Genomic DNA, 13,467 nt, shown 5'->3' on the forward strand with positions numbered 1-13,467 from the left:
CGCGATGAAAGCTCTGGTTCCGGTCCTGCTTGCTTCCGCACTGGCGACTCCCTTGTTGGCATTACCTTCGTCCGCGCAGGTCGTCGGCACCGCCGATTCCGTCGCCGCGGCGCTGCGGGACTACGGGCTCAAGGCCGACACGAGCCTCGATTCCGAAGGCGACCCCAAGATCGAATCGCGGATCGAAGGGATCCGCTTCTCGATCTGGTTCTACGGCTGCGAGGATGCCTCCTGCACCTCGCTCGAGTTCCGCGCCGGCTTCGACCTCGACACCCCGCTGAGCGCGGCAAAGGTGAACGAGTGGAACCGCACCAAACGCTTCGGCAAGGCCTGGATCGACGACGAGGGCGACCCGTTCCTGGAAATGCTGGTGCCGCTCGGCCCCGACGGGCTCAGCGACAACGGCTTTGAACTGGCGCTGGACATGTGGCGGGTCGGCGCCTCGGAGTTTTCGAGCTTCATCGGCTGGTGAGGCTGGGAGGCATGGGTGGGGAAGAGGAACATGCGGTTCCGCTCCTCCGGAGGTCCGGCAGTTGTCCGCGTAAGCGGCCGTGGATCCCGCAAGGCTGATGCTCGTAAGCCGGGCGGCAGCTGAGGGCACGCGGGGGAGTTCCCGGCAAAGTGGGATATATGCCGTTTGGTAGATCTCAAGGGATCGGAAATGCGCACTGCGGCGGGACGGGAAGACACCAAGAACCCCGCCTGAAGGTTGGGTCACGAGGGCTGGAGCCAGAGCCAGCGCAGCCCCCGTTTTCCGCGAAGCCGACAGTGGCCCACCAGGCAGCAGTTCGGGCGCGGGCGTGCAAGTTGCCGGCAAGACGGCATGTGTCGTGCGGCGGAGTTCCCCGGATCGGAATGCACGCCCGCTTGCGGGACGGCGGAAGCCACAGAGCCGGCCCGACCGCTGGATAAACGACCGGCTTGGAATCAGGCGCCCAGCCGCGACCCCGGTCCCGGAACACGGTAATTGCCCGCGACAGCAGCTTGACGCGTCCACGGGCAGTCGCCGGCAAAGCAGCCTGTGCCACGCCGGGGGAACTCCCTCTAGTTTGGAAATCCTGCCCGCCTGCGGCACGACGAACCGCAGAACAGGCTTGACGGCTGGGTAGCCTCGGGATCTGGACGGACGTCCCGCGCGCGCCCCTCGCCCCAAAACCGGCAGGGGCCCGCACAACGGCAGCATGTCGCTCGTGCCGCGGGAGTGCGGCAGGGTTCGGATGGCACCTGCGTCCACGAGGCTGGACGATGGCCCGAAACAAATTCCAACTGGTGGATGCTTTTTTACGCAGTGCAGGTCGCGGTCATATCGCCCGCTCGTCGCAGCGGGTGCACACAGCAGCCCGAGTCTGGAACGAGAGGCCGCTCTCGGGAGCAAGAAAAGCGGCCGGAACGAGCTTTATTGCAGGGACCGTCTGCGGGCTCCGCGGCAGGCAACGGCCCAGGAATCGACACCTGTTCCTACAACGGCAGCATGTGTTCCGTGCTGGGAAATTTCGATGGGGTCCGGATGGCACCTGCGCCTCGAGACCGAACAAATGGCCCGAATTTCAACGGGTGGTTGCTTTTCGGATATCGTACGCCTGACGCGGATCGCGCGCTCGGCACGGCCGATATTGCCGGCAAAGTCCAAATATACCCCCACCCCGGCCAGGGATGAGCGACCGCACTTAGCTTTATCGACTGGTGCTGCCTGCGGGCCCCACAACTGGCAACGGCCAGAAGCCCGATGCCTGTTCCGTACCACATCCGCATATGCCCCCGGGAAGTTCGGCAAAGCTTTGAGAAAACCCACGTCCCCGCGGCTGGACGAATAGTCCGGAACGGGTTCCAGCTGATGGCTGCTTCTCGGGCATAGCGCTCGGCATGAATTGCCCGCTTGGCGTAGCCGAAGCACTCCACAACCCGGCAAGGTCCGAGACGGGTCGCCGCGCTAGTTGGTCAGGGGGAGCAACCGGAACGAGCCTCTCCGCCTGACGCCGCCCCCGGACCCCGCGGCCGATACAGCCCCAAAATCCGGCGCCTGCCCGCACAACGGCAGCATGTGCCCCGTGCCGGGAAAGTTCAGCAGGTCTTGAAATGGCACCCGCGCCCACGGGGCTGGACGAATTGCCCGGAATCGGCACAATCATCGTCGGGCCAGGCCGCGATCGGCGGTTCGCCCGGCACAACCGCAACGGAGAATTCGGCCACCGTGACCGCATTGACGCAGTTCCAGCGGCTCGAGGCCGCGGGGGTGTGGCGCCCCGAACCGGGCGGGCGGCTGCATGACGTGATCGTGTCCTTCGGGGATGCCACGCTGATCCTGCGCGATCCCCGCTCGGAAGAGCCGCTGTCGCATTGGTCGCTGCCGGCGGTGACGCGGCTCAATCCCGGCCAGCTGCCCGCGATCTTCGCCCCCGGCGACGCCGCCCAGGACGAGGTGGTGGAGATCGACGACCGGCTGATGGTGCAGGCGATCGAGCGCGTCCATTCCGCCATCGCCGCCAGCCGCCCGCACAAGGGCCGGTTGCGCAGCGCGCTGGTCTGGTCAGCCGTTGCTGCTGGGGCGCTGGCCGCGGCCGTCTGGCTGCCCGGCGCGGTGATCGCCCATGCGGCACGGGTGGCGCCGCCGGCGCAGCGCACGGCGGTCGGGCTCGCGCTGCTGGCCGACATGCGGCAAGCGGCCGGCACCCCTTGCGACCGGCCGGCGGGGGCGGCGGTGCTCGACCGGCTGTCGGCGCGGCTGCTGGGCCCCGAGGGGCGGATCGTGGTGCTGCCGGCGACGATGCGGGGGGCGCGGGCGCTGCCGGGGCGCATCGTGGTGATCGGCGACGACATGATCGCGGGCGAGCCGGGGCCGGCGGTGGCGGCGGGGCATGTGCTCGCGGCCGATGCGGTGGCGGCGGATGCGGATCCGCTCGAGGCGGTGCTGCGCGCGGCCGGGATCCGCGCGGCGCTGACAATGCTGACCTCGGGCGAGCTGGCGGCCGAAGCCATCGCCGGACAGGGCGCGGCGCTGCTGTCACGCCCCGCGCCGCGTCCCGATGACGAGACGCTGCTGGCGCGGATGGAAGAGGCGGGCGTGTCCAGCCAACCCTATGCGCGCTCGCTCGACCCCACCGGGGAAACCGTGTTGACGCTGATCGAGGCCGATCCCTGGCGATCGTCCGAGCCCGAGCCGCTGGCCAGCGAGGGAGAGTGGTTGCAGCTGCAACAGATCTGTGCCCACTGAGCCTCGGGCCGGAGGGGGGCGGCACCCGGCGGAACCGCGGCGGCGCGTCCTGAAGACGACGTTGCGGATGTAACGAACTCATCGCGCCACCAGCCGGACGAAACCCGCCTTGCGCAGCCGGTCGGCCATGCGCACCATCGCCTCTCGCCCCTCCAGCGGCCCGACCATGACGGCGCTGAGGGTGGTCTGCCCCGGCTTGCTGCGCACCACCGGCAGACCCATGGCAACCAGTTTCTGCGCCAGCCTATGTGCGTCAAGCGGATCCTTGAAGGCGCCGACCTCGAGATATCGCGCGCCCGGCGGGATCAGCAGAGGAACCTCGGGCCGCGCCCCCGTCGGACCGGGAGCGGTGCGCGACACGGTGGCCGGGCTGGAGGCGGGCGAGGTGGCGGACGGTGGAGCAGCGGTGGGCGGTGAAGTTGCCGGCGTCGGAGGAGAGGTTGTTGCCGGCGCGGCTTGCGCAGCCGCCACTGTAGCGGCTGGAGGAGTCGCTGCCGGAGGCGCGACCTGCGGGGCCGTCGCAGCAGCGGCGGGCGGAGTGGTGGCCGCAGGCACGGCTTGCGCAGCCGCCACAACAGCGCCCGGCGGAGCCGAGACCGGAGGCGCCACCTGTGGGGCTGTCGCAGCAGCGGCCGATAGAGTCGTGGCCCGAGGCGCGATCTGCGGGGCCGTCGCATCAGTAGCAGACGGAGTGGGCGGAATGTCGGGTGCTGCCGTCACGAGCTTCGGACCGGCTGTCGCGACCGGGACCCGGGGCGCCAGCGCCAGCTGGTTTTCCGCAGGGCCGCAGAGGCCCAAGGGGTCACCTGCGCCGATCAGCTGGCACATATGCTCGGCACGGGCGGGGCCGACCAGCTGCCGGCGCAGGTCCGGGGCGGTCGCGATCATGCGGCCGATACCCAGCGGATCGGCGTCCGGCCTGGCCGCGCGCGAGGCCTGGTCTGTCGCGGAATCCCCAGCGCCCCCGACCGGAGGCAGCGCTTCGCCCGCGACCAGTTCGCCCTCGTGCAGGTTGGTGATGATGGTCTCGGTCAGCAGCCGCTCGATCTGCGCCGCGCGCGGTTCCGCCCCGGGCAGCGGCGGGGCATCGGCCCCGCGGGCGGCAAGCGTCGGCGGCCAGCCGCAGATCGCCGCGCCGTCGCGGGACAGGCGGGCGCGCCAGCCCGCCTCGGTCCGCAGGAACACGCAGCCGCCTGAATCGATATATTGCCGGCCGGTGAAATCCGGCGGCGGCGGCTCGGCCGGGCGGCGCGGGTCCAGGGCGCCCGCGACCGGCCCTTCGGGACGCGGCACGGCAGTCTCGGCCCCCTGGGCCAGGACCAGCCCCGGGAGCATGTATAACAACAGCGCGACAACCCGCAGCCACATCGCCGGCCCTTCCCTTCCAGCCCCGATTCGCGGGCCCTGGACCGATCCATAGCGCAGCAGTCGCTAACTGCCGGTTAACGCGCGCTCATTTCGTGCCGAACAGCCGGTCCCCGGCGTCGCCCAGCCCGGGCACGATATAGCCATGCTCGTCCAGGCAATCGTCCAGCGCGGCGGTATAGATCGGCACGTCGGGATGGGCCTCGGCCATCCGGCGCACGCCTTCGGGCGCGGCCAACAGGCACAGGAAGCGGATGTCGCGCGCGCCTTTTTCCTTGAGCAGGTCGATCGCCGCCGCCGAGCTGTTGCCCGTCGCCAGCATCGGATCGACCACGATCACCATGCGCGCACCCAGCTCTCCGGGCACCTTGTCGTAATATTGTACCGGGCGCAGCGTCTCGGGGTCGCGATACAGGCCGATGAACCCGACCCGGGCCGAGGGCACCAGCTCGAGGATCCCGTCCAGCAGCCCGTTTCCCGCCCGCAGGATCGAGATCAGCGCCAGTTTCTTGCCGGCGAGCAGCGGCGCCTCCATCTCGGACATCGGGGTGCGGATGCGGGTGGTGCGCAGCTCCAAGTCGCGGGTGACCTCATAGGCCAGCAACAGGCTGATTTCGCGCAAGAGCCGGCGGAAGGTGGCGGTCGAGGCGCCCTCGTCGCGCATCAGCGTCAGCTTGTGCTGGACCAGCGGGTGATCGACGATGGTCAGGCTGGGGTGCAGGGTCATCAAGGCTCCTTCGGCGTCAATCTTTTGGCAAGGTTTTCATGCGCAACTGGGGCAAGGCGGGCGAATCGAAAGGACCGGCACCATGCAGCGAAACTGACACTCCTATCGGCCCAGGTGGCCGGCGTCGAAGCGGCCGGGCAGCAGCTCGCCCACGGTGGTGGTCACGGATTTGCCGTCCAGCGTGGCCAGCAGCACCGGCGTGTCGCTGCGCGCAAACTCGGCCAGTTTCTGGCGGCAGCCGCCGCAGGGCGGCGCCGGCTGGGCGCTGGCCGAGATGACGCAGACCTCGACGATCACCGTCTCGCCGGCGGCGACCATGCGGGCGATGGCGCCGGCCTCGGCGCAGGTGCCCTCGGGGTAGGCGACGTTCTCGACGTTGCACCCGGCATAGATCGCGCCCGAGGCCCCGCGTACGGCGGCCCCGACCTTGAAGCCGGAATAGGGGGCATAGGCGGCCTCGCGGACCCGCCGGGCGGCGTCGATCAGGGACATGGGCTTACCCTCTGGTTGCCGGGCCATCATTCCCGGGGCGGCGCTTGCGCGCAAGGTTGGGTGCGAGGTGGACGGGGACATGGGCGCGACGGGCCGGTGGGACGGTGAGGTGCGCCGGGGCAGCAGCACGGCGTCGCTGCCGGGGTGCGACAGGACGGACAAGTGCAACGATGAGGAGGCGAAGGAACGAGACGGCAGGCTGCAACAATCCGGGCGCCGAAATCGCGCGGCGAGCAGGAGCAGAAAGGAGCGTGAAGGACCACATGCGGGAAGAACCTGCGCACAGCGGCAACCAACGGGCGGCAGCGGCGGGGGCTTCGCTCCCGGGCAACCACGGGCGCGCCGCGGGGCCTCGGAGCAACCACGGGCGGCAGCCACGGGGCCTGGCTTCCGGGACACCCACGGGCGCGCCGTAGGGCTTTCCCCGGGGCCACCACGCGCGGCCGCAGCGCTTCGGCCCCGGCAGGCGGGCTTTCGCCAGACGGGATGGCAGCGGGGCGCGCTTGTGACCGGGCGGGCGCGGGATTAGGAAAAACCTGCAGGCAGCAGGAGATCGGACCATGGAAGAACGGCGGCAGGACAATGCCCGGCAGGCGGCGCTGAACTATCACGAGTTTCCGCGGCCCGGAAAGCTCGAGATCCGCGCGACCAAGCCGCTGGCCAACGGCCGCGACCTCAGCCTGGCCTATTCGCCGGGCGTGGCCGAGGCCTGTCTCGAGATCCGCAACGATCCCGCCACCGCCGCCCGCTATACCTCGCGCGGGAACCTGGTCGCGGTGGTCTCGAACGGCACCGCGGTGCTGGGCTTGGGCAATATCGGCGCCAGCGCCTCGAAGCCGGTGATGGAGGGCAAGGCGGTCCTGTTCAAGAAATTCGCCGACATCGACTGTTTCGACCTGGAAATCGACGAGACTGACCCGGTGAAGCTGGCCGAGATCGTGCGCGCGCTGGAGCCGACCTTCGGCGCCATCAACCTCGAGGATATCAAGGCCCCCGATTGTTTCGTGGTCGAGCGGCTGTGCCGCGAGTCGATGAACATCCCGGTGTTCCACGACGACCAGCACGGCACCGCCATCGTGGTCGGCGCCGCCGCCACCAACGCGCTGCGCGTGACCGGGCGCAGCTTCGACCAGATCAAGGTGGTGTCCACCGGCGGCGGCGCCGCGGGCATCGCCTGCCTGAACATGCTGCTGAAGCTGGGGGTGCGGCGGGAAAACGTCTGGCTCTGCGATATCCACGGGCTGATCTACGAGGGCCGGATCGACGACATGAACCCGCAGAAGGCCGCCTTTGCCCAGGCGACCGAGCTGCGCCGGCTGGACCAGGTGATCGAGGGCGCCGACCTGTTCCTGGGCCTCTCGGGCCCCGGGGTGCTGACCCCCGATCTGGTCGCGCGCATGGCACCGCGCCCCATCGTCTTTGCGCTGGCCAACCCCACCCCCGAGATCCTGCCCGAAGAGGTGCGCGCCGTCGCCCCCGATGCGCTGATTGCCACCGGCCGCAGCGATTATCCCAACCAGGTCAACAACGTCCTGTGTTTCCCCTTCATCTTCCGCGGCGCGCTGGACGTGGGCGCGACCGAGATCAACGACGCCATGCAGCTGGCCTGCATCGAGGGGATCGCAGCGCTGGCCCGCGCCACCACCAGCGCCGAGGCGGCTGCCGCCTATCGCGGCGAGACCATGAACTTCGGCCCCGACTACCTGATCCCCAAGCCCTTCGACCCGCGGCTGATCGGCGTGGTGGCCACCGCCGTCGCCCGCGCGGCGATGGAATCGGGGGTGGCGACGCGGCCGCTGGCCGACATCCACGCCTACAAGCGGCAGCTCGACGCCTCGGTGTTCCGCAGCTCGCTGATCATGCGCCCGGTGTTCGAGGCCGCCGCCACCGCCGCCCGCCGCATCGTCTTTGCCGAGGGCGAGGACGAGCGGGTGCTGCGCGCCGCCCAGGCCATGCTCGAGGAGACCAACGGCGTGCCGATCCTGATCGGCCGTCCCGAGGTGATCGAGACGCGCGCCAAGCGCGCCGGGCTGCCGATCCGGCCGCATGTCGATTTCCAGATCGTCAACCCCGAGGACGACCCCCGCTATCGCGACTACTGGGAAACCTACCACGGGCTGATGGCGCGCCGCGGCGTCACCCCCGACATCGCCCGCGCCATCATGCGCACCAACACCACCGCCATCGGCGCGGTCATGGTCCACCGGGACGAGGCCGACAGCCTGATCTGCGGCACCTTCGGGCAATACACCTGGCATCTGCGCTATATCCGCGAGATCCTGGCCCGCAAGGGGCTGCACCCGATCGGGGCGCTGTCGATGATGATCCAGGACGGGCCGCTGTTCATCGCCGACACCCAGGTCCACCACGACCCCAGCCCCGCCGACGTGGCCGAGACCGCGATCGGCTGCGCCCGCCACGTCCGCCGCTTTGGCCTGACCCCGCGCATCGCGCTGTGCAGCCATTCGCAGTTCGGCAACCTCGACACCCCCTCGGGGCGCAAGATGCGCGAGGCGATGGATATCCTGGCCGAGCGCGAGGTCGATTTCCTCTATGACGGCGAAATGCACGTCGACGCGGCGCTGGACCCGGCGGTGCGGGCGCGGCTGCTGCCCTCGTCCCGGCTGGGCGACGACCCGGCGAACGTGCTGATCTTTGCCAGCACCGACGCGGCCTCGGGGGTGCGCAACATCCTCAAGACCCGGGCGCAGGGGCTCGAGGTCGGGCCGATCCTGATGGGCATGGGCAACAAGGCGCATATCGTCACTCCCTCGATCACCGCGCGGGGGCTGCTGAACATCTCGGCGCTGGCCGGGACCCCGGTCGCCCATTACGGCTAGGGCGAATCGCGCGCCGCGCCCCGGGCGCGCGGCGCCGGGTTTGCAAGACCACGGCGTCGCGCCCGCGGCTGCAAACCCGGCCCCCGAGGTTTGCAAACCCACCTGCCGGAAAGCGCGGGTATTTTTCGATCCTGCCCGGCCTTCCCGGGGCAATATTCTTGATCCCCGCGCGCCCGGGTCTTACCAGAAGACAGGGAAGATCAGCGGAGAGCCGGGGTATGAGTTATCAGGAAGTCTACGCCGCGTGGAAGAACGATCCCGAAGCGTTCTGGATGGAGGCGGCGTCGCGCGTCGACTGGATGACCCCACCCGGCAAGGCGCTGTTCGACGAGCGCGCGCCCTTCTACGAGTGGTTCGCCGATGGGCAGCTCAACGCCTGCTGGAATGCGGTCGACCGCCATGTCGAGGCCGGGCGCGGCGACCAGCTGGCCATCATCCACGACAGCCCGATCACCCATTCCTATCGCGGCATCACCTATCGCGACCTGCAATCCCGCGTCGCCAGCCTGGCGGGCGCGCTGCGTGCCAAGGGCGTCGAAAAGGGCGACCGGGTGATCATCTACATGCCGATGGTGCCCGAGGCGCTGGAGGCGATGCTGGCCTGTTCGCGGCTGGGGGCGATCCATTCGGTCGTGTTCGGCGGCTTCGCCGCGCATGAGCTGGCAGTGCGCATCGACGACTGCACCCCCAAGGCGATCATCGCGGCCTCCTGCGGGCTGGAACCGGGGCGGATCGTGCAGTACAAGCCGCTGCTGGACCGGGCGCTGGAACTGGCCGAACACGCGCCCGAATTCTGCGTGATCCTGCAGCGCGAGCAAGAGGTCGCCAAGCTGGTCGAGGGGCGCGACGTCGCCTGGCACAGCTTCCAGTACGGGATCGAGCCGGCCGAATGCGTGCCGGTCGCCGGCAACCACCCGCATTATATCCTGTATACCTCGGGCACCACCGGCCAGCCCAAGGGGGTGGTGCGCCACACCGGCGGCCATGTAGTGGCGCTGAACTGGACGATGAAGAACATCTACGGCATCGACACCGGCGACGTGTTCTGGGCGGCCTCCGACGTGGGCTGGGTCGTGGGCCACAGCTATATCTGCTATGCGCCGCTGTTCGCCGGCGCCACCACCATCGTGTTCGAGGGCAAACCCGTCGGCACCCCCGACCCCGGCACCTTCGGCCGCATCATCCAGAACCACAAGGTCAAGTCCTTCTTCACCGCGCCGACCGCGATCCGCGCCGTCAAGCGCGAGGACCCCGAGTGCAGCTATATCAAGGACTACAGCCTCAAGTCGCTGCAGGCGGTGTTCCTGGCCGGCGAGCGCGCCGACCCCGACACGGTGAAATGGGTCGAGGAGCACCTGCAGGTGCCGGTGATCGACCACTGGTGGCAGACCGAGACCGGCTGGCCCATCGTCGCCAACCCGCTGGGGCTGGGGCTGCTGCCGGTCAAGCACGGCTCGCCCAGCGTGCCGATGCCGGGCTATGACGTGCAGGTGCTGGACGAGGCCGGCCACCCGGTCCCCGCCGGCACGCTGGGCGCGGTCACGATCAAGCTGCCCCTGCCCCCCGGCACGCTGCCGACGCTGTGGAACGCCGAGGAGCGGTTCCGCAAATCCTATCTCGACGCCTTCCCCGGCTATTACGAGACCGGCGACGCCGGCTTCATCGACGAGGACGGCTATCTCTACATCATGGCGCGCACCGATGACGTGATCAACGTCGCGGGCCACCGCCTGTCCACCGGCGCGATGGAGGAGGTGCTGTCCTCGCATCCCGACGTGGCCGAATGCGCGGTGATCGGGGTGGCAGACCTGCTCAAGGGGCAGACGCCGCTGGGGTTCCTGTGCCTGAAGAAAGGCGCGGCGGCATCGGCCGAGCAGGTCGCGCGCGAGGTGGTGCAGATGGTGCGCGATCAGATCGGGCCGGTGGCCGCCTTCAAGACCACGGTGGTGGTCGATCGGCTGCCCAAGACCCGCTCGGGCAAGATCCTGCGCGCGACCATGGCCAAGATCGCCGACAACGAGGATTTCAAGATGCCGGCGACCATCGACGACCCGGCGGTGCTGGACGAGATCCGCACGGCGCTGCAAAAGATCGGGCTGGCGGGCGGCTGAGCCCGCCCCGGGCGCCCTGCCCCGCTGGGTAGCCGGCTCAGATGTTCACACCCCTATGCGGATGGAAACGCGGTGGGTGGAGACAAGGACGTTGTCGCCGCGCTGGTCAAGGCCGGTTGCGACGGCGCGGACCTGCCTGAGCTTGCTAAGGAACCGGTCGATCTGGTTCTTGTGTCGCTCCTGTCCCAAGGCCAACTCAGATGTTCGCAACCTTATGCGGGTGAAACGAGCTGGACGCAGGTAAGGATATGGTCGTTGCGCTTGTCATAACGGGTTGCGACGGCGCGGACTTGCCGTGGCTGAAGAACCGGCAATCTGGTTCTTGCGTCGAGAGAGCATCCGGCCGAAATCCGGGCTCCGCTTCGCATCGGCATCGGCATCGGCATCGGCATCGGCATCGGCCGGATGTCCGCCTTGGCACCCCGCGCGGCAACACCGTCGCGCAGCGTCGCTGTCAACTTGCCTGGCATGGCAACCCGGTTAATGCGGATGCGACCTAGCCCAGCTCGGCGCCCAGCGAGCGCATCAGCGCCACGAAATCGGGAAAGCTGGTCGCGATCGGCCCGGCGTCGTCGACGGTGATCGGGCGTTCCGAGACCAGCCCGGCCACCAGGAACGACATGGCGATGCGGTGGTCGAGATGGGTGGCGACGGTGGCGCCGCCCTTCAGCCCGCCGGTGCCGTGGACGGTCAGGCTGTCGCGGGTTTCCTCGACCCGGCCGCCGTTCGCTTCCAGCCCGCGGGCCATGGCGTCGATACGGTCGCTTTCCTTGACCCGCAGCTCGGCCACTCCGTTCATCACCGTGCTGCCCTCTGCAAAGGCGGCGATCACCGACAGGATCGGGAACTCGTCGATCATGCTGGCGGCGCGCTCTGGGGCGACGGTCACACCATGCAGCGGGCCATGGCGGACGGTCAGGTCTGCCACCGGCTCGCCGCCCTCGATGCGGTCGTTTTCCCAGGTCAGGTCGGCGCCCATCTCGGCCAGCACGTGATAAAGCCCGTCGCGGGTGGGGTTGCGGCTGACGCCCTCGACCCGGATTTCCGACCCCGGCACGATCAGCGCGGCCGCCACCGGGAAGGCCGCCGAGGACGGGTCGCGCGGCACCGCCACCGCGCAGGGGCGCAGCTCGGGGCGGCCGGTCAGGGTGATCACATGGCCCTCGTCGGTGATCTCGGTGCGGATGGTGGCGCCGAAACCGGCCAGCATCCGCTCGGTATGGTCGCGGGTCGGTTCGGCCTCGATCACCACGGTGTCGCCGGGGGCATTCAGCCCGGCCAGCAGCACCGCGGACTTGATCTGCGCGCTGGCGACCGGGGTGGGGTAGCGCAGCGGCACGGGATCGGCGGCGCCGGTGATGGTGACGGGCAGGAACTCGCCCTCGCGCGCGACAACCTGCGCCCCGAACAGTTCCAGCGGGCCGGTGATCCGCCGCATCGGCCGGCGCGACAGGCTGGCGTCGCCGGTGAAGGTGGCGGTGATCGGCGTGGTCGCCATCGCGCCCATGATCAGCCGCACCCCGGTGCCGGAATTGCCGCAGTCGATCACGGTTTCGGGCGAGGAAAACCCGCCAACGCCGACGCCCCGCACCCGCCATTCACCCGGGCCCAGTTGCTCGACGCTGGCGCCAAAGGCTTCCATCGCGCGGGCGGTGTCGATCACGTCCTGCGATTCCAGCAGCCCGGTGATCTGCGTCTCGCCCACCGCCAGCGCGCCCAGGATCAGCGCCCGGTGGCTGACCGACTTGTCCCCCGGCACCAGCGCATTCCCCTTGAGGGGCCCCGAGCGGCGGGCGGTCATCGGTTGCGGCTGGGTGCTGTGGGACATGATCGGCTCCTTGGTCGCGGCAGTGATAGCGTGGCCAAAGGGGCGCGGCCATGCCCTTCTTCCTTGCAAAAATATCCCCGCCGGAGGCAGGCCGTGCCAGCGACCTCCCCCCTAGCGCCGGAAGGTCGCGTAATGCGGCACGCGGCCCTCGCGCAGCGCCTTCTGCTCGTAGCGGGTCGAGTGCCAGTCGTCCCAGGGCGCGGGCCCTTCGTGGACCAGGGTGAAGCCGGCGGCCGGGACCTCTTCCAGCGTCTGGCGCATATAGTCGGGAATGTCGGTCGCCACCCGGAACTCGGCCCCCGGCGCCATCACCCGGTAGAGCGGGATCAGATGCTCGGGCGTGACGAAGCGGCGGCGGTGGTGGCGGGCCTTGGGCCAGGGGTCGGGATAATTGAGAAACGCGCGGGCAATCGAGCCATCCGGCAGCACGTCCATCAGGTCGCGCGCATCGCCCGGATGCACGCTGACGTTCGACACGCCCGCCGCGCGGATCTTGCCCAGCAGCATGGCGACGCCGTTGATGAAGGGCTCGCAGCCGATGATCCCGATCTCCGGATAGCGCGCGGCCATGGCGACCATATGCTCGCCGCCGCCAAACCCGATTTCCAGCCAGACCGGGCGGGCGTCGCCAAAGATCGCCGCCGGGTCGATGGGGGTGCGGTCGGGGTTTTCGGCGGTGGTGATCCCGCGCGGGCGCAGGCTGCCCAGATCCTCGGACAGATAGCCCTTCTGGCTTTGGCGCAGGGTCTTGCCGTGGCGGCGGCCGTAGAAATTGCGGCGCGGGGGGGTGGGGTCGAACTCGCTCATGCAGGCGCGATGCCGCGACGGCGGGCGAAGGTCAAGCGGCAAGGTTCAGGGGGGCGCTGCCCCCGCCGCCCGGGGGCGGCCCCCCG

At 69.5% G+C, this 13,467-nt stretch carries 9 protein-coding genes; 4 read left to right on the top strand and 5 right to left on the bottom strand.

Annotation, left to right across the window (positions count from 1 at the left end; all coding sequences use genetic code 11):
* The first annotated feature begins 4 nt into the window (after window positions 1–4).
* The gene (locus RSP45_RS04260; RefSeq protein WP_415393340.1) at window positions 5–472 is read left to right on the top strand and encodes a YbjN domain-containing protein; all 468 of its coding nucleotides are present in this window, start codon (window positions 5–7) and stop codon (window positions 470–472) included.
* Between the two features lie 1,719 nt (window positions 473–2,191).
* Entirely contained in the window at window positions 2,192–3,211 is a 1,020-nt protein-coding gene (locus RSP45_RS04265; protein ID WP_415393341.1) for a hypothetical protein, read from the top strand.
* Between the two features lie 78 nt (window positions 3,212–3,289).
* Here the strand turns inward: RSP45_RS04265 and RSP45_RS04270 are convergent, their stop codons facing one another.
* From RSP45_RS04270 to RSP45_RS04280, 3 genes are all read right to left on the bottom strand, one after another.
* Window positions 3,290–4,579: an SPOR domain-containing protein gene (locus RSP45_RS04270; protein ID WP_415393342.1), complete on the bottom strand. Its 1,290-nt coding sequence runs from the start codon at window positions 4,577–4,579 to the stop codon at window positions 3,290–3,292.
* An 85-nt stretch (window positions 4,580–4,664) separates the two neighbouring features.
* Window positions 4,665–5,303: a uracil phosphoribosyltransferase gene (upp, locus tag RSP45_RS04275; protein ID WP_415393343.1), complete on the bottom strand. Its 639-nt coding sequence runs from the start codon at window positions 5,301–5,303 to the stop codon at window positions 4,665–4,667.
* 102 nt (window positions 5,304–5,405) lie between these two features.
* Window positions 5,406–5,795, bottom strand: a complete 390-nt coding sequence (locus tag RSP45_RS04280) for a cytidine deaminase (protein ID WP_303729947.1) — start codon at window positions 5,793–5,795, stop codon at window positions 5,406–5,408.
* A gap of 560 nt (window positions 5,796–6,355) precedes the next feature.
* On the opposite strand from RSP45_RS04280, the gene RSP45_RS04285 reads away from it, so the two are divergent.
* Window positions 6,356–8,635, top strand: a complete 2,280-nt coding sequence (locus RSP45_RS04285; RefSeq protein ID WP_415393344.1) for an NADP-dependent malic enzyme — start codon at window positions 6,356–6,358, stop codon at window positions 8,633–8,635.
* Window positions 8,636–8,853: 218 nt separating this feature from the next.
* On the top strand, window positions 8,854–10,746 hold the full coding sequence (locus RSP45_RS04290; protein ID WP_415393345.1) for a propionyl-CoA synthetase: 1,893 nt from the start codon (window positions 8,854–8,856) through the stop codon (window positions 10,744–10,746).
* A 496-nt stretch (window positions 10,747–11,242) separates the two neighbouring features.
* On the opposite strand, the gene aroA is transcribed toward RSP45_RS04290, so the two are convergent.
* Together aroA and trmB are read right to left on the bottom strand one after the other, a co-directional pair.
* Window positions 11,243–12,574, bottom strand: a complete 1,332-nt coding sequence (gene aroA / locus RSP45_RS04295; protein WP_415393346.1) for a 3-phosphoshikimate 1-carboxyvinyltransferase — start codon at window positions 12,572–12,574, stop codon at window positions 11,243–11,245.
* 111 nt (window positions 12,575–12,685) lie between these two features.
* Window positions 12,686–13,381, bottom strand: a complete 696-nt coding sequence (trmB, locus tag RSP45_RS04300) for a tRNA (guanine(46)-N(7))-methyltransferase TrmB (protein WP_415393347.1) — start codon at window positions 13,379–13,381, stop codon at window positions 12,686–12,688.
* Window positions 13,382–13,467: the final 86 nt, after the last annotated feature.

Source organism: Paracoccus sp. SJTW-4 (genome assembly GCF_047716885.1).
GTDB classification, from domain to species: domain Bacteria; phylum Pseudomonadota; class Alphaproteobacteria; order Rhodobacterales; family Rhodobacteraceae; genus Paracoccus; species Paracoccus solventivorans.

Bases quoted from the DNA above. Each gene is read 5' to 3' on its own strand.
- RSP45_RS04260 (WP_415393340.1), top strand. From the start codon at position 5: ATGAAAGCTCTGGTTCCGGTCCTGCTTGCTTCCGCACTGGCGACTCCC.
- RSP45_RS04270 (WP_415393342.1), bottom strand. From the start codon at position 4,579: ATGTGGCTGCGGGTTGTCGCGCTGTTGTTATACATGCTCCCGGGGCTG.
- upp (WP_415393343.1), bottom strand. From the start codon at position 5,303: ATGACCCTGCACCCCAGCCTGACCATCGTCGATCACCCGCTGGTCCAG.
- RSP45_RS04280 (WP_303729947.1), bottom strand. From the start codon at position 5,795: ATGTCCCTGATCGACGCCGCCCGGCGGGTCCGCGAGGCCGCCTATGCC.
- RSP45_RS04285 (WP_415393344.1), top strand. From the start codon at position 6,356: ATGGAAGAACGGCGGCAGGACAATGCCCGGCAGGCGGCGCTGAACTAT.
- RSP45_RS04290 (WP_415393345.1), top strand. From the start codon at position 8,854: ATGAGTTATCAGGAAGTCTACGCCGCGTGGAAGAACGATCCCGAAGCG.
- aroA (WP_415393346.1), bottom strand. From the start codon at position 12,574: ATGTCCCACAGCACCCAGCCGCAACCGATGACCGCCCGCCGCTCGGGG.
- trmB (WP_415393347.1), bottom strand. From the start codon at position 13,381: ATGAGCGAGTTCGACCCCACCCCCCCGCGCCGCAATTTCTACGGCCGC.